This window comes from Sorangium sp. KYC3313, from assembly GCF_052075895.1.
Classification (GTDB): Bacteria; Myxococcota_A; Polyangia; order Polyangiales; family Polyangiaceae; genus Sorangium; species Sorangium cellulosum_B.
In genome coordinates this window covers 10,404,651-10,427,989 of record NZ_CP197255.1, presented here as the reverse complement: position 1 = coordinate 10,427,989, position 23,339 = coordinate 10,404,651, and the positions used below count along the sequence as shown (strand labels likewise).

Here is a 23,339-nt window from a genome sequence, read left to right as displayed (position 1 = left end):
GCGCGACGTCGCGGGCGCGCGATCCGAGCGGCGCGGTCAGATGCCGCGGAGCGCGGCCGCGAGGCTCTGCGCCGTGCTGTCCGCGACGAGGATCCCGCCGTCGCTCCTGGCCCATGCGACCACGTCGCCCGCGTCGCAGGCGATGACGGGCACGCCGAGCGCGCGCGCCTCTCGGATCACCGTGGGGGCGGCCTCGTGCGATGAAGGGTGCAGCAGAACGTCGGCTGCGCCGATCCATGCGAGCGCTTCCCTCCGGGGGAGCGTGCCCGTGAAGCGCACCGCCGCGCTGCCCTCGCTCGTCGTCGTGACGCCCGCGCTGCCCGCGCCGCGTGAGCTCCCTGCGTCGAGGCCGCCGCGGCTCGCGAGGCGCTCGAGCGCGCCGCGCTCTGGACCGTCTCCGACGACGACGAGGCGCAGCCCGGGTCCCGCGGAGCGCACCGCCTCGATCGCGAGCTCGACCCGCTTCGTCGGGATCAGCCGGCACGCGACGACGGCGAGGCGCTCGCCGGGGCCCTTCACGATCTCGCGACGGAGCGCGGCAGCGCGCCGGGCCACCGGCGGCAGATCGAACACAGGGGGCTCGACGCGCGAGGCGAGGTCCAGCGCGCGAGCCTGCTCCGGATCGAGCGAGCCTGCGAGCGCGTCGCGCAGCGCGTGCGCCGCGAAGACGAAGCGCGCGTCGCGCCGGAGGAGCGCGCTCACCACCGCGGCGCGCGCGGCGCGCGGCGCGCGGAGCAGGAGCCGGACGTCGGCGCCGTGCGCGTGCACCTCGAGCGGCGCGCGCGGAAGCGCGCGCAGGAGCGGCCACGCGCACGGGATGATCCAGTGCGCCACCGCGCGATCGACCGGCCCGAGCTCACGGAGCCGCTCGAGCACGCCGGCCGCGAACGGCGCCAAGGAGAGCAGCCGGAGCGGCGACTCGCGCGCGCGCGCCACGGCGCCGGGCCACGCGAACAGCGCGCCCCCGCCTGCCCGATGGACGACGAGCCGACCGTCCCGCGAAGGTGGATCGAGGATCGAGCCCCCGGCGGCGATCACGTGGACCTCGGCGCCGCTGCGCGCGAGCGCCTCCGCCGACGACCGCACGAAATGGCCGGAGGGATCCTCGTCGCTGACCGGATAGGACGTCGTGAGCACCACGGCGCGCATCGAGGACCTCACCAGGCTGGACGCGGCGCGGGCACCGCCTCCGCGCCGCTCAGCCACGGCTGCATCACGCTGCCGGGGCAACCGCTGGACGAACAAAATGACAACACGCAGAGCACGCCCCGGACGCTCGAATCAAGCGTCCGTGTGCGTCTTCTGCGTCTTGGCCGGCTGCTCTCGCGCGAGGGCGGTCGCTCTAGGCGACCATGTCCATCTTCGACCGCTTCCGGCGGCGACGAGCGGCCTCCGAGGCCTTCTTCCGTCGCTTCACGGACGGCTTCATGTAGTGCCGGCGGCGCTTCAGCTCGCGGAGGATCCCCTCGGCGGCCATCTTCCTCTTGAGATGTTTGATGGCGCGCTCGATACCCTTGTCGCCCACGGCGACCTCGAGCGGTTTGCACTGAATGGCGTCGGTCGGCATGTCTCGAAGCGTCCTCTGCTGGGAAAAAACTGGCCCAGTTGGCGGGCAGAATGCAAGCCGGCGGGGGGCCGGCATCGCGGGGCGCGCACTATGGCAGAGGCCTTCTAGCCTCGCAAGACCTCCCGGCGGACGCGGAGCATGACGTCGCATGCGCGCCGTCCGGGTCGATTCGGCAGGCTCGTCTGGTTCGTCCAGCTCGTCCAGCTCGTCCAGCTCGCCAAAATTCGCCAAAATCCGCACCAGAGCGCGGATTTCTCCGGCTGCCCGTCGGCAATTATTAGGACTTGCACCTGAGAATGTTTCTAAGTACACATCTCGCCGTGGCCACCTCGCGGACAGCTCTGGCAAAGGGGGCCGCGCCCCGCGGTGTCCGGGGTCGCGCGGGCGGCTTCGAGCGCAGCGTGGTCGAGGACGATACGCGGATCGCCTCCATGCTGGCGTGCGTGCGGGCGTCGGGGCTCAAGCTGACGCCGCAGCGCCTGGCGATCGTGCGCGAGCTCGCGGCGGACCCGACGCATCCGACGGCGCAGGAGCTGTTCGAGCGGCTCCGGCCGGCGCTGCCGACCATGAGCTTCGCCACCGTCTACAACACGCTCGACGCGCTGGCGTCCGCGGGGCTGTGCGTCGCGCTGTCGCTGTCGCCGGGCGCCTCGCGCTTCGACCCGAACATGGGGGCGCATCATCACGCGGTCTGCGATCGCTGCGGGCTCGTCCGCGATGTGCCGTGCGAGCCGGTGGGCCCATCCGCCGAGCGCCCGGACGAGATCGTCCCCGCGCCTCTCGCTGCCGCGCCCGGCTTCGAGGTCCGCGCCGTCGAGCGGATCTACCGGGGGCTCTGCGCTACCTGCGCGAAGGGCGCCCGGGGTGGCGAAGGCGCGCGGGGCAAGACGCGAGACGCCGGGCGAAGCGCGGCGAGCAGTCGGCTCCGCCCTCCAGGGGCTCGAGGCGCGCGGCGCCCTGGACGTGTCTAGCGGATCCGCCGCGCCGCCGAGCCGACCTACGCGGGTACCAGGGACTCACCATCCCAGCCGTTCAACCGAAGGAGAGCGAACCCATGACAACCAAGCAGCTGACGGGCACGAAGACGCACCAGAACCTGAAGGACGCGTTCGCCGGGGAGTCGCAGGCCAACCGCCGCTACCTGTACTTCGCAAAGGTCGCCGACGTCGAAGGCCGCCCCGATGTCGCCGGTCTCTTCAAGGACACGGCGGACGGAGAGACCGGCCACGCGCACGGCCACCTCGACTACCTCAAGCAGGCGGGCGATCCGGCGACCGGCTTGCCGATCGGCAGCACGGAGAAGAACCTGAAGGCCGCCGTCGCCGGCGAGACCCACGAGTACGAGACGATGTACCCGGGCTTCGCGAAGGAGGCCCGCGACGAGGGCTTCGACGACATCGCGGAGTGGTTCGAGACGCTCGCGAAGGCCGAGAAGTCTCACGCCGGGCGCTTCACGAAGGCGCTGCAGTCGCTCGACTTCTGAGATCGACCGACGCGAGTGCGCGAGCGCTCCGGGGCGCGCCGGACCGACGGCGACTCGACCCGGGGCGCGCGCGCCATCGCGGCCCCGACGGCCGTCCGGCGCCGGGCCGCGCGGCGAGCCGCCCCTTCGCGCCGTATCCCACGTTGACGATGTTGAGAGGAGCCGACCAGTGAGCGTCATCCGGCGTGCACCAGACCGTCCACCGGCGACATCGCCGAACGACGAGCGATACCTCGATCCCCGCGATCTCGAGGCCGAGCTGCGGCGGACGTTCCAGATCTGTCACGAGTGCCGCATGTGCGTCGGGTATTGCGGCTCGTTCCCCGAGCTCTTCGCGCGCGTCGACAGGGACATCGAGGCCGGCGTCGCCGAAGGCGCCGAGGCCCTCACCTACGATGACTTCAAGGCCGTCGGCGACGAGTGCTGGCAGTGCAAGCTCTGCTACATCAAGTGCCCGTACACGGCCGACGAGCACGCGTACGAGCTCCTGGATTTTCCGCGCGTGCTCGCGCGAGAGCGCGCGGTGCGCGCCCAGCGGGAGGGCATCCCGCTGGTGGACAGGATCCTCGGCGAGCCGCAGCTGATCGGCGAGCTGGGCTCCGGCGCCGTCGCGCCGCTCGCGAACCTCGTGCAGGCGAGCCGCCTGCTGCGCAAGGTGCAGGAGAAGGTGACCGGGATCTCGTCGGAGTTCCCGCTCCCGGAGATGGCGCGCAAGCCGTTCTCGTCCTGGTTCGCGGAGCACGGCGCCGCGGCCGGCGCCGGCAAGCAAGGCGACGTGGTGCTCTTCGCGACCTGCTACGGCGAATACAACACGCCCGCGGTCCCCGAGGCGGCGGTCCGCGTCCTCGAGCACAACGGCTACGCGGTGCACGTCCCTGGCTGCTCCTCGGCGGACGATCCGCGAGACACCCCTGCGGGGGCGCTGACGTGCTGCGGGATGCCGAACCTCGACGGCGGCGATCTCGCGGCCTTCACCGCGAAGGTGAAGCACAACGTCGCGCTCCTGCTCCCGCACGTGCGCAGGGGGAGGAAGATCGTCGTGATCGGCCCGACGTGCGGCTACACGATGAAGAAGGAGTGGCCGGAGTACCTGCAGACGGCGGAGGCGCGTGAGGTCGCGGCCGCGACGGTCGACATGATGGAGTTCCTCGTCCAGCTCGGCCGCGAGAAGAAGCTCAACCGCGAGTTCAAGAAGGGGCTCGGCACGATCGCGTACCACGCCGCGTGCCACCTGCGCGCGCAGAAGATCGGCTTCCCCGGCGCCAGGGTGCTCGGCGTCGTCCCCGACACGGACGTGCGCGTCATCGAGCAGTGCTCGGCGGTCGACGGCACGTGGGGGATGAAGGCGGCCCACTACGAGACCGGGCGCAAGTACGCGTCGAAGCTCGTGCGCGGCGTCGGGGGCGCGGACGTCATCGTCAGCGACTGCACCCTCGCGGGTCTCAGGATGGTCAAGGAGAACGGCGCGACGGTGCTGCACCCGGTCGAGGCGCTCGCCCACGCGTACGGGCTCGGCCCGACGCCGTGAGTCTCGGTCCGACGTCGTCAAGGAGAGGAGCGTCATGCGTCCCATCGATCGCAACGAGGTGCTCGGGATCGGCGAATACGAGGCGATCCGCGAGCGATTCCGCGGCCGCATCATCGAGGAGAAGCGGCCCCGCCGCGTGCGGATCGGAGACCACCTGACCGCGGTGTTCGAGAACCGCGACTCGGTGCTCTTCCAGATCCAGGAGATGCTCCGCACCGAGCGCATCACGAGCGAGAGCGGCATCCTCCACGAGATCGAGACGTACAACGATCTCATCCCGGGCGCAGGGCAGCTCAGCCTGACGCTCTTCGTCGAGATCCCCGATCGAGCGCTGCGCGACCGGATGCTCATCGATCTGGTGGGCCTCGAGGACACCGTGTCGATCGAGGTCGACGGCGTCGCCACGCGGGCGCTCGGCAAGCGCGAAGGGGCGATGGAGGGCCGCACGACGGCCGTGCACTACCTCAAGGCGGATCTCCCGGCCGAGGCGCAGGCCGCGATCAAGGCGAGGAAGGCGACGGTATCGCTCGTCGTCGGGCACCCGCGCTACGCGGTGAAGGCGCCGCTCGGGAGAGCGACCCTGGAGAAGCTCGCCGAGGACCTGTCCTAGCCGCGATGGTCTCCCTCGATCGCCCGATCAAGTTCGAAGACGTCGACGCCGCGAACATCGTCTTCTTCGCGCGCTTCCTCAACTACGCGCACGAGGCGATGGAGCGGTTCTTCGCGCCGCTCGACGGAGGCTACGCCGGGCTCATCCTCGAGCGGCGGATCGGGCTGCCGGCGGTGCGGGTCGAGGCCGACTACGCGGCGCCGGTGCGTTACGGCCAGGCGCTCCGGATCGAGACGTCGATCGTCCGCATCGGCCGGCGGAGCGCCACGCTCCGGTACCGTATGCACCGCGCCCACGACGGCGTGCTGTCGGCGGAGCTACGGCACACGGTGGTGACCACCGACCTCGTGCAGCTGGTGTCGGTCCCGATGCCGGAGGACGTCCGGGCCCTGCTCATCGCTCACCTCGAGCTCGAGCAGGCGCCCTCCGGCGCCGGTCAACGGGCGTGAGCGCTCGGCCGGCGCGACCGCGGGCGCGCGCGAGGACCGAGCCCGAGGCGAAGGCGCGATCGCTGCTGAAGCGGCGCGTCGAGCTGACGCTCCTCCGCGACAGGGCGCACTACGACGCGCTCGTGATGGGCGCCGTCGCGAACGCGCGCGTCTCCGTGTGGATCGCGACGGCGAACGTGAAGGAGCTGCGCGTGGAGGCGCCCATCGGATCGAGGGCGCGGGCGCGCGGCCGGTACATGTCGTTCCTCGACCTGCTCGACGCGCTCGCCGCCCGGGGGGTCGAGCTGCGCCTGCTGCACGCCGGCGTCCCGTCGCGCGCCTTCCGCGCCGAGCTCCGCCGGCGGCCCCGGCCGCCGATCGAGATGCGGCGCTGCCCGCGGGTCCACCTGAAGATGATCGCCGTCGACGGCGCGCTCCTCTACCTCGGCTCCGCGAACCTCACCGGCGCCGGGCTCGGGGCGAAGGGCGAGGGGCGGCGGAACTTCGAGGCGGGCGTTCTCACCGACGACGACCTCCTGCTCGACGAGATGCAGGCGACGTTCGAGGCGATCTGGACCGGCGCCGAGTGCAAGGGCTGCAGGCTCCGGCCGCTCTGCCCGGGGCCGCTCGACCAGCTCGACAAAATCCCGTTGCGCTGACGGTCCCGATGGCCGATGAGCAGCGCATGAGCACCGCGGGACCGGACCCCTCCGACCTCGATCGAATCGCCAACGCCGCGCTCGCGCGCGTGGACAGCGGGATGCTGCTCGGGCTCGGCACCGGGCGGGCGTCCGAGGCCTTCATCCGCCGCCTCGGGGAGCGCGTCCGCCGAGGGCTCCAGATCAAGGGCGTCGCCACGTCGGAGCGCTCGGAGGCGCTCGCCCGCCGCGAGAACATCCCGATGGTGTCGCTCGAGGAGATCGAGCGCCTCCACGTCGCCGTCGACGGCGCCGACGAGGTGTCGCCCGACCTTGGCCTCATCAAGGGCCTCGGCGGCGCGCTCCTCCGCGAGCGCGTGGTCGCCTACGAGGCCGCGCAGTTCATCATCCTCGTCACGCCCGAGAAGCTCGTCGAGAAGCTCGGCTCGCGCGCGCCCATCCCCGTCGAGGTGGTGCCCTTCGCGAGCACGACGGCCGCGCGGCACCTGACCGCGCTCGGGGGCAAGCCGGCGATCCGCAGGAACGCGGACGGGTACCCCTTCCAGACCGACAACCACAACTGGATCCTCGACACCGCGTTCGGCCCGATGGACGCGCCCGCAGCGGTCGACGCGCGCATCCGCAAGATCCCCGGCGTCGTCGACACGGGGCTGTTCCTCGACATGGCGACCCTCGTGCTGGTGGCGGACCCGGGCGCCGTCCGCGAGCTGACGCGACAGCGCTAGCTCCGCGTGTCACGAATCCCGTCGGGGATCGCTGACACGCGAAGCCAGGGAACACGGCCTTCGGGCGGGCGGCGCCAGCGCGGCGCGCGCCCGCCCATGGCGGGACCTCTGACAGGCGGAGCTAGCGCGCGTGGCGATCGAGCCTGCGGGCCAGGTCGTCCAGCGCGAGGTTGCCCGGAGCCCCGAGCGACACGCGCGCGCGGAGGCTCGCCGCGGCGTCGCCGGCCGGCAGCTCCGCGATCTCGGCCGCGACCTTGCGGTAGGCCTCGCGGAAGGGGACGCCCTCCACGGCGAGCTCGACGGCGCGATCCGTGGCGAAGCACTCCGGCGTGATCGCGCGGGCCATGCGCTCCCGGTCGAACGCGAGCCCCTCGACGAGCCGCGGCAAGAGGCGCGACGTCGCGAGCGCCTCGTCGAGCCCGCGCATCGTGGGGCCCTTCGTGAGCTGGAGATCGCGGTGGTAGCCCGACGGGAGCGCCACGATGGACTGCACCTCGGCGAGCGCCCCCTGGACGACGGAGCACGCCGCGCGCATGAGCTCGACGACGTCGGGGTTGCGCTTCTGGGGCATGATCGACGAGCCGGTCGTGAACGCCTCCGGGAGGCGGATGAACGCGAGCTCGCTCATCGCGAACAGGCTGAGATCCCACGCGAGCCGGCGGCTCACCGCCATCACCTGCCACGCGGCGGCGAGGATCTGCGCCTCGATGATGCCGCGCGACGTCTGGGACGCGAGCGGGTTCAGCGCAACGCCGGCGAACCCGAGCTCGCGCGCGACGCCGACGCGATCGAGCGGGAGGTTCACGCCGAAGCCCGCGGCGCCCCCGAGCGGGCAGCGATCGACGAGCGCCCGCGTCGCGCGCACCACGTCGATCGCGTCGGTGAGCCCCTCGACGAACGAGGCGGCCCAGTAGCCGACGGACGACGGCACCGCCCGCTGCAGGTGCGTGTAGCCGGGCATCGGCGTCTCCGCCTCGCGCCTGGCGAGATCGAGCAGCGCGCGGGCGCCCGCCACCGCGTTCTCGGCGAGCTCGTCCAGCGCGTCGCGCTCGTACAGGCGCGTGGCGACGAGCACCTGATCGTTGCGGCTCCGGCCGGTGTGCACCTTCTTGCCCGCGTCGCCGATGCGGGCGACCAGCGCGGCCTCGATCGCGCTGTGGCCGTCCTCGTCGTCCTCGGTGAGCCGCAGCTCGCCGGCCTCGTTCTGCGCCGCGAGCACCTCGAGCTCGCGGACGAGCGCGTCCCGCTCCGCCTCGCTGAGCACGCCGATCCGCGCGAGCCCGCGGACGTGCGCGATCGTGGCCCGCAGGTCGTACGCGAGCAGGCGCTGATCGAGCTGCCAGTCGTCGCGCGAGGTGTAACGCAGCATTTGGGCGTCGGTCGCGCCCCCTTTGTCCCAGAGTCGTACGCTCATTCAGCTCCCCAGGCTCTCGTCCACGAGAGCACGGATCTCGGCAAGCTTCTTGGCCTTGCCCTCGTCCAGCGATCGCGGCTTCGCCGCGCCGGCCGCGAGCTCTCGCTCGAGCTCGCGCAGCTCATCGTCCGCCGTCCGCGCCGGCCGGCGCTTGCCGAGGCCGAGCGCGCGGGCCAGCCAGCTCCTCGACTCGCCGATCGCGAAGTCGTCCGCGGCGATCCGGTCCGGCGCGGCGCGCAGCATCCGGACGAGCCCGGCGTTGGAGCTGGCCCAGACGGCGGACTCGTCGAAGTGGGCGCGCGGCGTCACGTCGAGGTGCCGCGCGGCGGTCCGATCGGGCACGTCGTGCAGCCGGCAGTAGACGGCGAGCGCGAGCGCGAGCTCGTCGACCGGCATCTTGGTCGCCGAGTGCACCTGCACGCCGCCGCAGCCCTTCGCGTACAGGTAGGAGCCGTTCGTCGCGAGGACGCCGAAGCCGAGCAGCACGGCGGCGAGATCCACCGCGGGCTCGCGGTCCGACGGCGCGAGCGCGTCGAAGGCGTCGGCCTCGCTCAGGAACATGTACGCCACGGCGCGCACGAACGCCGTCGTGAGCACCGTGGGGTTGCGGAGCTCGCCCGCGGAGAGCGCGACCCGGTACCCGCCGTCGCCGCGCGGGGCGACGCGCTCCAGCTTCGACTCCAGCGCCATCCCGCCGCATGCGCCGCTCGAGCAGCTCACCGTGCTGGCCTGCCCCTCGGGGGTGACCACCGCGAGCTCCACCGGGACATCCTGGAGCCCGGCGTGCTCCTGGACCCGCAGCATCAGGGCGGCCACCGTCTTCGGCGAGCCGTCGAACGCGTCCGGGAAGAACTCGGCCGTCGGCTGCACCAGCCCGCGCACCGGCTCCGCGCCGTGCTGGAGGAGCGTCGCGGTCGTACGAAGGATCCAGCGGATCTGCGGTTCGTCCGGGAGGTCCATACAGCTACTGTATGCCACCGCTGCGCGGCGGTCGCGCGGTAGTTCCCGGGTAGCGGCAGCGGAAGGCGGGCCGGGCGGCAGCGCCTGGCTCGGGGACGCGAATTTTGGCGTTTTTTTGTCCATGCCACTTCCCTTTCGACGGCGGTCGGCGACCGCGTAAAGTTGTGCCCCCATGACGGAAGAGGCGAAGGGCATCTCCGAGAGGAAAGCGGATCACATCGAGCTCTGCGCGACCGGCGATGTCGGGTTCCGCGCCAAGACCACGCTGCTGGAGCAGGTCGAGCTGATCCACGACGCGTTGCCGGAGCTCTCCCTCGACGCGATCGACACCTCGGTGCTGCTGCTCGGGAAGCGGCTCCGCGTCCCGCTCCTGATCGCGGCGATGACCGGCGGGACGGAGCGCGCGCATGCGATCAACCGGGAGCTCTCGCAGATCGCCGAGGAGCGTGGGTACGGCTTCGGGCTCGGGAGCCAGCGGGCGATGCTGAACGGCGACGCCTCCGCCTCCTACGAGGTCCGCGCGCATGCTCCGACCACCCTCCTCCTCGGGAACATCGGCGCCGTGCAGGCGCGATCGCTGCCGACGGAGGCGGTCGCCGAGCTCGTGGCCCAGGTCGGCGCCGACGCGCTCTGCGTCCACATGAACCCCGCGATGGAGCTGGTCCAGCCGGGCGGCGACCGGGACTTCGCCGGCGCGCTGGATGCGATGGGCCGGCTCGCGAGCGGCCTCAGCGTGCCGGTCGTCGCGAAGGAGACCGGCTGCGGGATCGGCCCGGGGACGGCGTACCGCCTGGCCCGGGCGGGCGTCCGCGACCTGGACGTCTCCGGCTCTGGAGGCACCTCCTGGGTCGCCGTCGAGGCGGCCCGCGCCGAGGGGGCGGCCCGCTCCCTCGGTGAGGCGCTGCGCGAGTGGGGGGTACCCACGGCCGCCTCGGTGCTCATCGCCCGCGCTATCCGTCCTCGCTTCAAGACGATCATCGCGACCGGGGGCATCACGAGCGGCCTTGACGTCGCTCGAGCGCTCGCGCTCGGCGCGCATGCGGCCGGGATCGCGCGTCCGGTCCTCCAGGCGTTCGTCTCGGGGGGGCGGGACGCAGCGGTGCGGTACCTCGAGAGCGTCGAGGCCGAGCTCCGGGCGGTCATGCTGCTCGTCGGTGCGCGCGACGTCGCGTCACTCCAGAAGGCGCCCGTGCTGCTCGGACGGGAGCTGCGCAGGTGGACCCGGTTGCTGAAGCAGATGAAGCAGATGAAGCAGATGAAGCAGACGGAGAGGGCGTAGTCGTGGCGGTGGCGGTAACGGGGGTAGGGGGGACGAGACGGCGGGGTCCGGTCCCCGGGGTAGGGCCGGCGGGGCCGAACCGACGTTGTCGGCGGGGACGGCAAGGCGCCCAGCGGTCGCTGTCCTTGGCGGGGGCGCCGGGCACGCCTCTGGCCCGCGCTCGACGCTTCCGTCCGGTCAGCCCCGCATGATACGGTCCGAAGCTCTGGAGAACCCCGGGATAAAATGACGGAGAAAAAAGGGCGTCCGAGCGATCGTCCCCCCGAGGACCTGAAGAAGGAGCGCGATGCCTTCATTCAGCAGTTCTTCCGCAAGGGGGCGCAGCTGACCGAGGAGCTCCTCCGCGAGAACGAGCGCCTTCGTGACAAGATCTCCGAGCTCGAGTCGGAGAACGGCAAGCTCCGCGCGCACCTCGCGAGCGACTCGGCCATCCGCGATCTGCTCCGCAAGATCGAGGAGCTCGAGCAGGAGAAACGCGACCTCGTGACGCAGTCGGTGCGGATGGTGGCGGCCTCGGACCGCTTCAACAGCCGCTACTCGGAGGCGGAGGGAGAGCTCGCGAACCTCGCGAACCTGTACGTCGCGCTGTCGCAGCTGCACGCGGCGCGCAACGTGCGCCATGTCCTCCGCAACCTCAAGGAGCTCCTGGCGCAGTTCCTCGGGGCGGGCGCCTTCTCCGTGTACCTGGCGTCTCCCGATGGTAAAGAGCTCGTCTCGATCGCAAGCGAAGGCGTCGCGGTCGAGGAGATCGCGCGCATGCCGGTGACCGAAGGCATCGTCGGCCAGGCATTCTCGAAGGGGGAAATCTTCTTCGACGAGACCAAGGACGTCTCCAAGGGGAGCATCGAGGATCCCGCTGCAGTGATCCCGCTCGACTTCAACGGGCGCACCGTGGGTGTCATCGCGATCTTCAGCACGCTCCCGCAAAAGACGGAGTTCGTGAACGTGGACACCGAGCTCTTCAAGCTCCTCGGGGCCCAGGCCGCCCCCGCCCTCATCAACGCGCGGCTCTTCACCGACGCCGGCCGGAAGGTGCCTGGCGTCCAGGCATTCCTGGACCTGGAGGACTGATCATGGCCGAGTACTCGTGTCTGATCGTTGAAGACTCGCCCATGATGCGGCAGCTCTTGGTCTTCGCGTTGGCGCGCGTGAAGAACCTCCGCGTCACCGAGGCAGACGATGGCGTCGACGGTCTCCGCAAGCTCGCCTCGACCAAGTACGACGTGATCATCACCGACATCAACATGCCGATCATGGACGGGCTCAAGCTCGTCAAGCGCGTGCGCACGGATCCGGTCCACAAGGACACCCCGATCATCATCATCACCACCGAGGGGTCTCAGGAGGATCGCCAGCGCGCGTTGCAGCTCGGCGCGAACGCGTACATCACGAAGCCGATCCAGGCCCCGCAGGTCATCGCCAAGGTCAAGGAGCTCCTCAAGATCGACTGAGGCGCGCGCCACCGGCCGCGCCCCGTCGCCTGCGTCTTGCGGGCGCACGCTTCCGTTCGCCGGCCGCTCGGGCGGCGCGGCGGCCTATCGCGGCCGTGCGGGGCGGCGCTGCGATGAACCCGCGCCCCGCTCTACGGCTTCGGGCCGAACTTCAGGAGCACGCGGTTGCGGCCGGTGCGCTTCGCCTCGTAGAGCGCCTCATCGGCCGCCGCGATGAGATCCGTGCCGTTCTGCACCGCGAGGTCGGGGTGCGCCGCGACGCCGACGCTGATCGTCGTCGGCATGCGAACGCCCTCGTGCTCGAAGACCGACCCCTCGATGAGGAGGCGCAGCCGCTCGCCGAGGATGCCCGCGTTCTCGAGCCCCACGCCGCGGCACAGGATGCCGAATTCTTCACCGCCGTAGCGCGCGAACACGTCCTCGGTCCGCACCGTGTGGCTCGCGATCTTGGCGATCCTCGCAAGCACGTAGTCGCCGGCGAGGTGCCCGAAGGTGTCGTTGATCCTCTTGAAATGATCGACGTCGAACATGAGCAGCGACAGCTGCGCGCCGTGCCGCCGCGCATAGGAGACCTCGGTCTCGAGCCGATCCAGGAAATACTTCTTGTTGAAGGCCTTGGTGAGGGCGTCGCGCAGCGCGGCGTCGTACATCTGCTGCTGAAACGACTCATCCAGGTGATCGTGGTAGGTGAACTTGAGGATGGTCGTCGAGCCCAGGCGGATCTTGTCGCCGTCGTGCAGGGCGACGCGCGTGATGTGCTCGCCGTTCACCATCGTCCCGTTCGAGCTGTTGAGATCCTCGATCAGCACCTGGCTGTCCATCTGGAGGAGGCGCGCGTGGCGCCGCGAGATGCCGTCGTCGTTCAGCCGGATGGTCGCCCCGGATGCCCGGCCGATCACGATCTCGGCGCCCTCGACCCGGTACATCTCGCCGACGTTCGAGCCAGCGAGCACGATGAGGTAGGCGCGGTCCTTCGGCGAGCGCGCCGGGAGCTCCTTGTGGAGTTCCCCAACGTTGGCCACCCGCGTAGCCTCGAAGTCATCGTCGGGGAGGTAGCTGCCCATGCTCCCTGAGGATGATCCTAAATCCTTGAAATAGGTTCAAGCGGGAGGGCATGGCACAGGCGATGTTCCCTGTCGGGTAGGGTGCGTGACGGAGCGCCGCGCGTCTCGCGCCGCTCGAGCGTCTCCCACCACTTGCGCGCGCTCCCGACGGAGCGCTTCCGCGCACCTGCGCGCTCACGCAGCCCTGCCGAGCGGCACCACGAGCTGCTCGACCCAGAGCTCGCCCGCTCGGAGCTCGATGAACGTCGCGTCGGCGTGCCCCGCGCCATACGCGGAGACGGTACCGCTCCGCACAAGCTCGCCAGGCGCGCGCACACCGACACGCACGTGATCGACGGTGCCCCGCACGTCGCCCCGCAGCGAGCACGGCGCTTCGCCCACCGAGCCGACGTTGATGATGCGCACGCCGCCCACCATCCGATCGAACGGGACGTGGGAGCCACCACAGATCACGACATCCGCCGGATCGTCGCCGAGCAGGGAGAGCACCTCCTCATCGGTCATGTCGTGAGAGATCGGCTCGAGCGGATCCGCCGGGGAGCCGTGGACCAGGACGAGCTCGCCGCCGTCCTCGAGCGGCAGGCGGTACGTCGGGGCGAGCCGCGCCAGCCGCGCCAGGATCAGCTCGCCGAGCTCGGTGCGCGTCTGGGACAGGCGATCGAGCCGCGCTCGCTCGTGCTCGCTCCGCGCCCTGACCTTGTCGAGGTCCAGCGTCGCCAGGGCGCGATCCGATACGCCCTGTACGCAAACCGCCTTGGCCTGGGTGAGCCGGCGCCACGTCTCGAGCGGCTTCGGGCCGGGAAAGCAGAGATCCCCGGCGACCAGGAGCTGGGTGTACCCTCGGCGCTCGGCCGTGGCCAGGACCGCCGCGAGCGCGTCGGCGTGGCCGTGAATATCCGAGACGCAGAGCAATCGCACCCGGCGAGCATAGGATCGGAGAGCGACGCCGCCAAGGCGCGAGGTGGGGCAAGGTGGCGATAAACCGGCGGTCGGGCCCTGCGGAACCGCCGTTCACGCCCCCACGGTCTTGCTAGCCTCCCGCCATGCAACAGGTCTCGAGGCTCCTGGAGATCGCGAGCGCGATCGATGAGCAACGCGTGAAGGATCGCGCGGAGCGGCTGTCGTCCCGGCTTCGTCCCGGGACGATGGCCTTCGCCATCGCGGCGCTCCTGACGGCCGCCTACCCCGCGATCGGCGCGATCATCGAGGCGAATCCGGACATCGTGGAGCGGCTCGCGGCGGAGGGCCACCAGACGGCGCGCGATCGCGCCACGTACCTGGCGCGGATCCGGAGCCGCGTCGGCGACGTCTCGGACACGGACCGCGTCCGGCGGGAGCTCCGGCGCGTGGCGCGCGAGGAGCGGATCCGCGTCGCGCTGCGCGAGCTGCTCCCGCCGTCGGCGGGCGGCGCGGACATCGACGTCACCGCGCGCGAGCTCACCGCGCTCGCCGAGGCCACGATCGAGGTCGCGCTCGCCGAGGCCGTCTCCGCCGTGACCGCGCGGTTCGGCGAGCCGCGCACCGCGACGGGCGCGCGCTCGAAGTTCGTCGTGCTCGGGATGGGGAAGCTCGGCGGCGACGAGCTCAACGCGGGCTCCGACGTGGATCTGATCTACCTCTACGACACGGACGACGGGCACGTGGGCCTGCCCGGCGACCGCGCCGTCTCGGTCACCCTGCACGACTTCTGGGCCCGCGTCGCGCGCCGCCTCACGTCGACGCTCGAGGAGGTCACGGAGGACGGCTTCGTCTGGCGCGTGGATCTCCGGCTCCGCCCCGAGGGCCGGAGCGGCCCGCTCGTCAACTCCCTGGCCGCAGCCGAGCGCTACTACGAGTCGTTCGGCCGCCTCTGGGAGCGCGCCGCGCTGCTCCGCGCCCGCGAGATCGCCGGCGATCTCGACTTCGGCGCCGAGGCGCTCGGGGTGCTCGGCCCGTTCGTGTGGCGGCGCCAGGTCGACCCGCACCTCGCCGTCGACATGATCGAGCTCGTCGATCGCGCTCGCGCGGAGCTCCCGCACGACGCGTCGCGCGACCTGAAGCTCGGCCCGGGAGGGATCCGCGAGGCGGAGTTCTTCGTGCAAGCCCTGCAGCTCATCTGGGGCGGGCGCGAGCCCCGCGCGCGCGCGCAGGGCATGCTCGACGGCCTGCGGCGCCTGCGCACCCTCGGGTACGTGACCGACCGGGAGGGGCGGGAGCTCGTGGAGGGCTACCTCGCGCTCCGGCGCGCGGAGCACGCGGTGCAGTCCGCGACCGGCGTGCAGACGCACCTCCTCCCCGACAGCGAGGCGGAGATCGCGCGCCTCGCGCGGACGCTGCGCTTCGAGGACGCCGCGGCGTTCCTGGCCGACACCGCGCAGCGCCGGGGGCGCATCAAGGCCCGGCTCCTGTCGCTCCTGCCGAAGGGGAGCGCCCGGCCGTCGCGGTGGATCGACGCGATGGCCGCCCTCGACCACGGCGATCGCGACGCGTTCGCCGAGGCGCTGGCGAAGCACGCCGTGCTCGTCCTCGGCGGCGAGCCGGCGGCCGCCGCCGGCGGCGCCGCGCCCGAGCTCGCCGCGCCGCCGGAGCCGCACGCCTCGCTGGCGGCGCGCTTCCGCGACGTCGCCGACGATCTCTTCGAGCTGTCCCGCCACCCGGACGGCCTTCTCGGGGCGCGCAGCCGCGAGGGGTCCTCCTCCCTCGCGGAGACGCTGCTCGCCGCGGTGGTCGACGCCGCCGATCCGGAGCAGGCCGCGCGCTTTCTCCGGCTGTGCTTCTCCCGCATCAGGCACTCCTCCGTCTACGCGCGCATGCTCGGCGACGAGCCGCGCGCGCTCCGCAGGCTCGTCGAGGCGCTCGGATCGAGCGCGTTCATCGGCGACGCCATGGTGAGGTACCCCGAGCTCGTCGACGCCGTCCTGTTCGCGCGCGGCGCGCCGAGCGCCGAGCTGATCCGACACACGATCGAGGCCAGCCTCAGCGAGGCGTCGCCGGACGAGGATCCGGAGGAGGCGCTCATCGGGGCGCTCCGGCGCGCCAAGGCGCGCGTCACCATCGAGGTCGGCCTCGCCGACCTGAGCGGCGAGGTCGGCACGCGCGAGGCGACGCTCGCGCTCTCGGATCTGGCCGACGCGTCGCTCGAGGCCGCGACGCGCTTCGCGCTGGGGACGCCGCCGGGCGAGCCCGTGCGAGGGCTCGCCGTGATCGCGATGGGCAAGCTCGGCGGACGCGAGATCGGCTACGGCTCGGATCTGGACGTCTTCTTCCTGTTCGACCCGGCGTGCGCGCCGCCCGGCGAGCAGGGGGCCGCGTCCGACCCCGGCACGTACTACGCGCGGCGCGCGCGGCAGATCATCCGGCTCATCTCCATGTCGCACGCGGCGGGCTCAGGCTACGAGCTCGACACGCGCCTGCGCCCGTCGGGCAGCCAGGGGCTGCTCGTCACGTCCGCCGACTCGTTCGCTCGCTACCACGGCATCCGCCGCGCCGACGCGGCTGCCCCGGCGCCCGCGGAGCCGGAGTCGTCGCCCGGCGCGCGGCACATGCGCGCGGCGATCTGGGAGCGGCTCGCGCTGATCCGGGCGCGCGCGTCGGCCGGCGATCCCGAGCTCGGGGCGGAGGCGATCGCCATCGCGCACGAGGCCGCGTACCTCCAAGCGGACGACTTCGATCGGATCGCCGACGAGATCCACCGGCTCCGGCTGCGCATGGAGCGCGAGCTCTCGCACGAGCGCCGCGGCCGCCGCGACTTCAAGCTCGGGCGGGGCGGCCTCGCGGACATCGAGTTCGCGGTGCAGCTCCTGCAGATCCGGCACGGCGCCGATCCGCGCGTCAGGACCACCGAGACGCTCGCGGCGATCGACGCGCTCGCCGCGGCCGGGCACCTCTCGGCCGCGCACGCCGAGACGTTCCGGGACGGCCACGCGTTCCTGCGCAAGCTGGAGCAGCGGATCCGCATCGTGCACGCGGACGCGTCGCAGCTCCTCGAGGAGGACGCGCCCGGGGTCCCGACCCTCGCGCGCCGGACGGGCATCCGGGGCCGCACCGCGGCCGAGGCCGCGCGCGAGCTGCTCGCGCGCTACGGCGCGATCACCGAGCGCGTACGCCGGGCGTACGAGGCCATCGTCGCGGGCGGCGCAGCGACCGAGGCGCGAGAGGCGACCGCGGGGGAATCGAGGGAACCGAGGGAACCGGGCGAAGACGAGCGCTGACGGTTGCCGTTGACCCTTGTCGGACGCGGTGGAATGCCAGCGCTCCGATGACCATCCAGAGCGAGCAGAGCGCACGCCCGTCCGTCGGGCACCGTCATGTCACGGGGACGACCTCCCTCGATAGCCTCGTCGGCGCGCACCCGGGTACGCTGAGGCAGTTCTACGAGGCAGGGAAGCCGGCGGATCCGGCGGAGCTCGGCGATCTGCCGCGAGGGCGCCTGCTCGCCCTGCAGCCGACGGCCGAGATCCACCTGGCGACGCGCCCGCTGATCACGGCGCTCGCGTCGCGCTGGATGCCCTGGAAAGGGAACGAGTTCGACCATGGCGGCAACTCCGGCAGGAACGTGGTCTTCGGGAGCCGGATCTGTCGCTTCAAGGCGCAGCTGATCCCTTCGGAGCTCGACGGCAAGCCGACGCTCGCGCTGACGTATGGCGAGAAGGCGTTCGGCAATCCCTGGCCGGTGAGCGCGGTCAAGGACGAGCTGCGGACCGTGGAGGCCGGGCTCGCGATCGGGCCGATGCTGCTGAAGTGGCACGAGCGGTGGCACGCCGTGCTCTGGTTCGGGCTGACCCGCGTCGATCCGCAATAATCCGCCGGACCGGCCCGAAGCGGGCTCAGGCGAGCCGGAGGCGCGAGCGGCGCTCGTCGCGGGACCTCGCTCGCGGCGCGATTGAGCGGAGCGCGGCGTGCGGCGTGCGGCTTCAGAGAGCAACGCGCTCGTCACGAATCATCGATCCGTCAATCCTTCTTGTCATTGCGTCACGCACCATGTCGGACGCACGGAGATCCGCTGTCCGGGCCGTCCGACCGCGCGACACGCATGTCCTTCGCGGATGCGGTAGTCAGAGGTATCAGGGCTCGCCCTAATAACCCATCGCTCCATTCCTGCTCTTTGCTGGACATACTTCCCGATTTCTACGGTCTGGCATACGATAGAGACTGGGCGGCAGCAGAGCACCTTTGCTCGCGTCGCCGGGAGGCTCGAAATGGTGACTTGGTCGGGCAAGGCGGGAGTCTTGATGGCTGCGATCGCTGTAGCACCGGGCGTCATGGCTGGCTGCTCCTGCGGAGATACCGGGGGCACGGCGCCGATCGCATCCGGCGGCGCGGGGCCTGGCGGTGGGAGTGGAATTGGCGGTGGCTTCGGCGGCTTCCCGGCGATCGCCAGCGGGGGCGGCGTCGGAGGCCAAGGCGAAGGCGACTGCGAGGGCCTCGAATGCCAGCAGGTCGAGTGCGAGAACGGGGCGAAGACGACGGTGAGCGGCACCGTGTACGACCCCTCCGGCAAACTGCCGCTCTACAACGTGATCGTCTACGTCCCGAATGCGCCGCTCGATCCCATCCCCGACGGCGCGACCTGCGATCAGTGCAGCGCGACGCTCTCCGGCTCACCCCTCGTGACGGCGCTGACCGATACGGAAGGAAAGTTCGTCCTGGAGGACGTGCCGGTCGGCGAGAACATCCCGCTGGTCGTCCAGGTGGGCAAATGGCGCCGCGAGATGACGCTCCCCGTGGTCGAGCGATGCGAGGACACCGCGACGGACGCCGGGATCATCCGGTTGCCGCGCAACCAATCGGAGGGGCACATCCCGAAAATCGCGCTCACGACGGGCGGCGCTGATCCGCTCGAGTGCTTGCTGCACAAACTCGGGATCGATGAGAGCGAGTTCACGCCGGAGACCGGGACCGGGCGGATCAACCTGTTCGCCGGCCGCGGGGACGTCGATCACGAGGTGACGACGCGCTATGCGGATGGCCTGAATCAAGGCGTGGAGTTCACCTCGGCCACGAGCCTCTGGGGGACCGTCGAGGCCCTGCGCCAGTACGACATGGTGATCCTCGCCTGCGAGGGCGATCCGCACCAGGAGGACAAACCCGGCCCCGCGCGCCAGGCCATGTTGGACTATACCTCGCTCGGCGGGCGCGTGTTCGCGTCCCACTGGCACAACGTCTGGCTGAAGAAGGGGCCGGCGCCGTTCCCGGACACGGCGGTCTGGGACAACGACGTCACGGACCCGGAGAGCCCTCTCACGGCGCTCGTGGACACCACGCTCCCGAAGGGGCAAGCCCTCGCGGAGTGGCTCGTCAATGTCGGCGCGTCGGACGTGCCCGGCGAGATCGTGATCAACGGCGCGCAGCATACGGTGAGCGACGTGACCGAGGACATCTCGACCCGGTGGATCTATTACAACGAGCCCGAGCCCGCCGGGGTCCAGTACTTCACATTCAACACGCCCGTCGACGTCCCGGAAGATCAGCAGTGCGGGCGTCTCGTCTTCACGGACATCCATGTCTCTGCGGCGGACCTCACGGGCCCGCCCTTCCCGGAGGGGTGCTCCACGGAGGAGCTGAGCGCTCAGGAGAAGGCGCTGCTCTTCATGCTGTTCGACCTGTCGTCCTGCATCGTTCCCGACGACGAGCCGCCGCCGATCCCCATCCCGCAGTGACCTGCCTCCCTGGCGTCCACCGCGCCGCCGGCGCCCGCGCGCCGGCCCCCGGGCCTCGCCGGCGCCGAAGGACGCATGTCGGTATTCTCCTGAGCTACGTCGTCACCATCCCGAGCTGCCCCGCAAACGATCCTTGATGATGGGCGGAGAGCGTCGTCTCCGCTCGATCCGGCGGGCGCCGCGCGCCATCGGGGTTCGCCTTCGTGCCTCTCCGGGGTGTCCTGTCGCTATCCGCCTCGCCTGACCGCGGGAGACCGCGAGCCGGGGGGCGTCTGCGCTCCATCGCGCGCGCCGGCGGCGGGACGCGCTGCCGCGCTGCGCAGCCATTCGCCGCGCTGCGCTGCGCGTGCGTCTCGGAGATATCGATTGAGCAGACGGAGGCGTACGAAGGCGACAATCATGACGACAGCCGAGACAAGAGGCTGTCGCGGTGGGAAGCACTACGCAGATACGGAATGTCATCCATGCATGGTCCGGGGATCCTGCTAGGATGAATCTCGCCCGCAGTGCGGGGTCACATCCGGAGCCTGGGTCGCTGGTCTTCGGCTCGGCAGAAGGAACATTCCTACGATGGTCCAGCATCGCCCTAAGCCAGCGGCTGCATGTCGGGCCATCGAGCGTTGGCTTCGCGATGGCGGTCGTGCTCCGCGGTTGCGCGGGGCGTCGCAGGAGACCGGGCGCACGGAGGCGCTTCCGCTGCAGGGCGAGATGGGGGGGATGCGCGGGGTGATGGAGGGCGATGAAGTTCAGATCTGTCCTGCGCCGCCGCCGTCCTCGCGCCGGCATACGTTCAGCCGGCGCGGCGGCGCGGGCTGCCCGCTCTGCGCGCGGCGCGCGCGGTCGACGATGCCAGGCCTCGGCGGGGCGCCGTATCCCTTTCTGGCCGCCACCTGGGTGGTGCTCATGGTCGGCGAGCCCTTGCCGTCACCGCCCTGATCACGCCCGGGCGCGGCGTCGTGCGCGTCAGCCGCTCTGCCGCGCACGACGCCGCGCTCCGGGAGCATTCGTCGCCGGCGCGGCGGAGCGGGCGCGTGCCCACCTCTCCCGTTGGCCGCGAAGGTGGCTGGCGTGCCGCTGCGCCCGGAGGTGGGGGCCTCGCGCGGAGGCTCGACGGCCGAGCATCTGCCGGCGTCCTCTTGGGATGCTTGGGATGGGATGGGATGGGATGGGAAAGATGCGGCTGGGCGCCCCGTGGCGAGCGGCGCGCCCGACGCTGCAGCTCAGCTGGCCGCCGACCGCTTGCCGGCGGTCGCGCGCTTCTGCCCCGCCCTCTGCGCGCCCGGCTGCGCCGCCTTCGTTCGCCGCGCGGCTCCGCGCCCGACGCGGGCGCTGGCCGACGGCTTCCTCATCGCCGCTGCGCGCTGCGGGGCCGCGCGCTTCGCGCCCGCCGCGCGCGTCGTCTTGCGCCCGCCGGCCGGCGTCGCGCCCGCCGCGCGCGTCGTCTTGCGCCCGCCGGCCGGCGTCGCGCCCGCCGCGCTCCGGCCGCGCCCCGCCGCGTTACCGGTGGTGGTCCGCTTCCTCGTCGTGGCCGCCCTCTTGGCCGCGCCGCTCTGCTGCCGGCTCGTCTGTCCGGCGGTCGCCTTCCTCGGCGCGCTGCTGGTCTTCTTCTTCTCCGCCGCCGCGGTGCTCCGCGCCGTGCCCGGCCGCGCCGCGGCGCTCGCTCCTGCCTTGCTCGCTCCCTTCTTCGCCCGCGTCACCCGCCGGGTCGACGCAGCGGCCATCCGTGCGCCGGCAGCGGACTTCGTCCGCCTGCGCGGAGCCTTCCGACCCGCCTCGCCCCGGGAGTTCGCGGGCGCAGCTTGCTCGCGCTCGCCGCTCTGGACCCGCTTCCTCTGCTTGGACGTATCCTTCGATGTCTCGCCTCTCGGCATTGAGCCCTCCCCCCGAGCTCTCTCGACATGAGCTCGCTCGTGGACTCATGGTGCCACAGCCTTCCCTCTTTCCCGGTCGGAAAGTCGGCGGGAAGCACCGGAATCGAAATCAGGATCCGCTGTAGCCAACCCCGGCGGAAGCGCCTATTGCGCGTCAGGCGCTCGGCAATCCGCCCTCCAGACCCGCGCGGCGGAGCCGTTGGCGCGGCGAGCCCCACGCCCGCGCGAGACCCGCGCCCCTCGCGCCGCCGTCGCGCCCGCGCCGCGCGTCAGAAGCAGGCGCCGCCGCCGCAACTCCTGCCCACGCAGCGCAGCAGCTGCAACGTCTCCGCGCTGTGGATGCACTGGAACCCGCAGACGGCGGGGCCGCTCCCCTCGTCGAGGCAGCCGAAGAAGCACGCGACGTCGTCCGCGCAGGTGGGGCTGAGCAGGCACTGGCTCAGCTGCGCGCAGCAGCGCTCGGCCACGCATCCTCCGCAGCCCGTCCCGTCCGATGGGCAAGCGGGGCCGCCGCAGAGGCCGTTCTGGCAGCTGCCGTTGCAGCACTCGCCGGGGTCCGCGCACGGCTGGCCGTCGCGCGCGCACGGGGGCCGGCAGACGCCGTCCTCGCACGCGCCGCTGCAGCACGCCTCGCCGGACGCGCAGCGGCTGCCGTCTGCGGCGCACTCGACGCAGACCAGCCCGCAGAGCCAGGGGACCTCGCCGACGCAGATCTCGTCCCAGCTGGTGGTGCAGCAGAACGGGTCGAACCGGCAGAGCTCCGCCGCGCACCCGCCGCAGTCCGCGGCGAGCGGCGCGCCGATCGCGCAGGGCGCGTGCGAGCACGCCGCGCCCCCGCACACGCCCTGCGCGCAGACGCCGGAGCAGCACGCATCGGCCGAGCCGCACGCGACCCCGTCCGAGCTGCACCCGCCGCAGATGCCCGCGTTGCAGCGCCCGGTGCAGCAGTCCGCGCTCTGGTCGCACGCGGAGCCGTCGGGCGCGCACGCCTCGGCGCAGACGCCCGCGATGCAGGCGCCGCTGCAGCACGCGTCGCCCGCGCTGCAGCGCGCGCCGTTCTGGATGCACGGCGCGCGGCACGCGCCCTCCACGCAGCTCAGCGAGCAGCACTGTCCCGCGGACCCGCACGCGCTCCCGTCCCGGAAGCAGCCCCGCCCGCAGGCCCCGCCCATGCAGACCCCGGCGCAGCACTCCGCCGCGCTCTGGCACGGCGCCCCGTCGGCCGAGCAGCCCTGCCGGCAGAGCCCGCCGGTGCACAGGCCGGCGCAGCAGTCGCCCGGGGCGGCGCACGGCGCGCCGTCCCGCGCGCAGCTGTCGCCGCCGCAGATCCCCTGCGCGCACACGGCGCTGCAGCAGTCCGCCGCGCCCTGGCAGGGGAGCCCGTCCTCCCGGCACACCGGCGGGGCCGGGGGCGGCGCGTCGGGGGCGCCCCCTGCGCCCGCGAGATCGGGCAGCCCGACGAGCTGCTCTCGCGAGCCGCACCCGAGGGCCTGCGCCGCGAGGACCACGAGCACGAGGAACACGCGGAGGGGGCGCGCTCGAAACAGCACGGCGACGAGGCTAACACGGGGGCCAGTTCACGACGGGCGGGCGTGGCGGTGGGGCAACGGCGGGGAAGTGGGGAAGTGGGGAAGTCGGGGATGGAGACGTCGAACGGAAGCG

22 protein-coding genes are annotated in these 23,339 nt (G+C 72.1%); 14 read left to right on the top strand and 8 right to left on the bottom strand.

Going from position 1 to position 23,339, the window contains the following annotated elements:
- Positions 1-36 precede the first annotated feature (36 nt).
- Both ACSRUE_RS39590 and rpsU read right to left on the bottom strand, forming a co-directional pair.
- A complete protein-coding gene (locus tag ACSRUE_RS39590) occupies positions 37-1,149 on the bottom strand; it encodes a glycosyltransferase (protein WP_441288080.1) in 1,113 nt (370 codons plus the stop codon).
- A gap of 193 nt (positions 1,150-1,342) precedes the next feature.
- The gene (gene rpsU / locus ACSRUE_RS39585; RefSeq protein WP_012234386.1) at positions 1,343-1,567 is read right to left on the bottom strand and encodes a 30S ribosomal protein S21; all 225 of its coding nucleotides are present in this window, start codon (positions 1,565-1,567) and stop codon (positions 1,343-1,345) included.
- 401 nt (positions 1,568-1,968) lie between these two features.
- Here rpsU and ACSRUE_RS39580 point away from each other — a divergent pair, with 401 nt between their 5' ends.
- From ACSRUE_RS39580 to rpiA, 7 genes are all read left to right on the top strand, one after another.
- Positions 1,969-2,538 carry a Fur family transcriptional regulator gene (locus tag ACSRUE_RS39580; protein ID WP_441288079.1) on the top strand — a complete coding sequence of 190 codons (570 nt, stop codon included), beginning with the start codon at positions 1,969-1,971 and terminating at the stop codon, positions 2,536-2,538.
- Between the two features lie 83 nt (positions 2,539-2,621).
- Positions 2,622-3,050, top strand: coding sequence for a rubrerythrin family protein (locus ACSRUE_RS39575; RefSeq protein ID WP_437591927.1), 429 nt, complete (start codon positions 2,622-2,624; stop codon positions 3,048-3,050).
- Positions 3,051-3,219: 169 nt separating this feature from the next.
- Positions 3,220-4,578 carry a hypothetical protein gene (locus ACSRUE_RS39570; protein ID WP_441288078.1) on the top strand — a complete coding sequence of 453 codons (1,359 nt, stop codon included), beginning with the start codon at positions 3,220-3,222 and terminating at the stop codon, positions 4,576-4,578.
- 34 nt (positions 4,579-4,612) lie between these two features.
- Positions 4,613-5,188 carry a DUF3501 family protein gene (locus ACSRUE_RS39565; RefSeq protein ID WP_437769355.1) on the top strand — a complete coding sequence of 192 codons (576 nt, stop codon included), beginning with the start codon at positions 4,613-4,615 and terminating at the stop codon, positions 5,186-5,188.
- Positions 5,189-5,193: 5 nt separating this feature from the next.
- Positions 5,194-5,637, top strand: a complete 444-nt coding sequence (locus tag ACSRUE_RS39560; protein WP_441288077.1) for an acyl-CoA thioesterase — start codon at positions 5,194-5,196, stop codon at positions 5,635-5,637.
- On the top strand, positions 5,634-6,275 hold the full coding sequence (locus tag ACSRUE_RS39555) for a phospholipase D family protein (protein ID WP_441288076.1): 642 nt from the start codon (positions 5,634-5,636) through the stop codon (positions 6,273-6,275). Before ACSRUE_RS39560 ends, ACSRUE_RS39555 begins: the two co-directional genes overlap by 4 nt.
- 26 nt (positions 6,276-6,301) lie before the next feature.
- The gene (rpiA, locus tag ACSRUE_RS39550) at positions 6,302-7,000 is read left to right on the top strand and encodes a ribose-5-phosphate isomerase RpiA (RefSeq protein ID WP_441288075.1); all 699 of its coding nucleotides are present in this window, start codon (positions 6,302-6,304) and stop codon (positions 6,998-7,000) included.
- Positions 7,001-7,121: 121 nt separating this feature from the next.
- Here the strand turns inward: rpiA and argH are convergent, their stop codons facing one another.
- Both argH and ACSRUE_RS39540 read right to left on the bottom strand, forming a co-directional pair.
- Positions 7,122-8,414 (bottom strand): argininosuccinate lyase, encoded by a 1,293-nt coding sequence (gene argH / locus ACSRUE_RS39545; protein WP_441288074.1) that lies wholly within the window; start codon positions 8,412-8,414, stop codon positions 7,122-7,124.
- Complete coding sequence (locus ACSRUE_RS39540; protein WP_437769350.1) at positions 8,415-9,374, bottom strand: hypothetical protein; 960 nt, start codon at positions 9,372-9,374, stop codon at positions 8,415-8,417.
- A 172-nt stretch (positions 9,375-9,546) separates the two neighbouring features.
- Between ACSRUE_RS39540 and fni the strand changes: the two genes are divergently transcribed.
- From fni to ACSRUE_RS39525, 3 genes are all read left to right on the top strand, one after another.
- Positions 9,547-10,653 carry a type 2 isopentenyl-diphosphate Delta-isomerase gene (gene fni, locus ACSRUE_RS39535; RefSeq protein ID WP_441288073.1) on the top strand — a complete coding sequence of 369 codons (1,107 nt, stop codon included), beginning with the start codon at positions 9,547-9,549 and terminating at the stop codon, positions 10,651-10,653.
- Positions 10,654-10,878: 225 nt separating this feature from the next.
- On the top strand, positions 10,879-11,724 hold the full coding sequence (locus ACSRUE_RS39530) for a GAF domain-containing protein (RefSeq protein ID WP_437551285.1): 846 nt from the start codon (positions 10,879-10,881) through the stop codon (positions 11,722-11,724).
- Between the two features lie 2 nt (positions 11,725-11,726).
- Positions 11,727-12,104, top strand: coding sequence for a response regulator (locus ACSRUE_RS39525; protein ID WP_012234398.1), 378 nt, complete (start codon positions 11,727-11,729; stop codon positions 12,102-12,104).
- 131 nt (positions 12,105-12,235) lie between these two features.
- Here ACSRUE_RS39525 and ACSRUE_RS39520 read toward each other — a convergent pair whose 3' ends face one another.
- Entirely contained in the window at positions 12,236-13,168 is a 933-nt protein-coding gene (locus ACSRUE_RS39520) for a diguanylate cyclase (protein ID WP_437769347.1), read from the bottom strand.
- Positions 13,169-13,342: 174 nt separating this feature from the next.
- Positions 13,343-14,086, bottom strand: coding sequence for a metallophosphoesterase family protein (locus ACSRUE_RS39515; protein ID WP_441288072.1), 744 nt, complete (start codon positions 14,084-14,086; stop codon positions 13,343-13,345).
- A gap of 125 nt (positions 14,087-14,211) precedes the next feature.
- Between ACSRUE_RS39515 and glnE the strand changes: the two genes are divergently transcribed.
- From glnE to ACSRUE_RS39500, 3 genes are all read left to right on the top strand, one after another.
- Positions 14,212-17,358, top strand: a complete 3,147-nt coding sequence (gene glnE, locus ACSRUE_RS39510) for a bifunctional [glutamate--ammonia ligase]-adenylyl-L-tyrosine phosphorylase/[glutamate--ammonia-ligase] adenylyltransferase (RefSeq protein WP_441288071.1) — start codon at positions 14,212-14,214, stop codon at positions 17,356-17,358.
- A 47-nt stretch (positions 17,359-17,405) separates the two neighbouring features.
- The gene (locus tag ACSRUE_RS39505) at positions 17,406-17,948 is read left to right on the top strand and encodes a hypothetical protein (RefSeq protein WP_437769344.1); all 543 of its coding nucleotides are present in this window, start codon (positions 17,406-17,408) and stop codon (positions 17,946-17,948) included.
- Between the two features lie 460 nt (positions 17,949-18,408).
- On the top strand, positions 18,409-19,806 hold the full coding sequence (locus ACSRUE_RS39500) for a carboxypeptidase-like regulatory domain-containing protein (protein ID WP_437769343.1): 1,398 nt from the start codon (positions 18,409-18,411) through the stop codon (positions 19,804-19,806).
- Between the two features lie 746 nt (positions 19,807-20,552).
- Here ACSRUE_RS39500 and ACSRUE_RS39495 read toward each other — a convergent pair.
- Entirely contained in the window at positions 20,553-20,711 is a 159-nt protein-coding gene (locus ACSRUE_RS39495) for a hypothetical protein (protein WP_441288070.1), read from the bottom strand.
- Between the two features lie 286 nt (positions 20,712-20,997).
- On the opposite strand from ACSRUE_RS39495, the gene ACSRUE_RS39490 reads away from it, so the two are divergent.
- Positions 20,998-21,708, top strand: a complete 711-nt coding sequence (locus tag ACSRUE_RS39490; RefSeq protein WP_437769341.1) for a hypothetical protein — start codon at positions 20,998-21,000, stop codon at positions 21,706-21,708.
- 238 nt (positions 21,709-21,946) lie between these two features.
- On the opposite strand, the gene ACSRUE_RS39485 is transcribed toward ACSRUE_RS39490, so the two are convergent.
- A complete protein-coding gene (locus ACSRUE_RS39485; protein WP_441288069.1) occupies positions 21,947-23,227 on the bottom strand; it encodes a hypothetical protein in 1,281 nt (426 codons plus the stop codon).
- Positions 23,228-23,339: the final 112 nt, after the last annotated feature.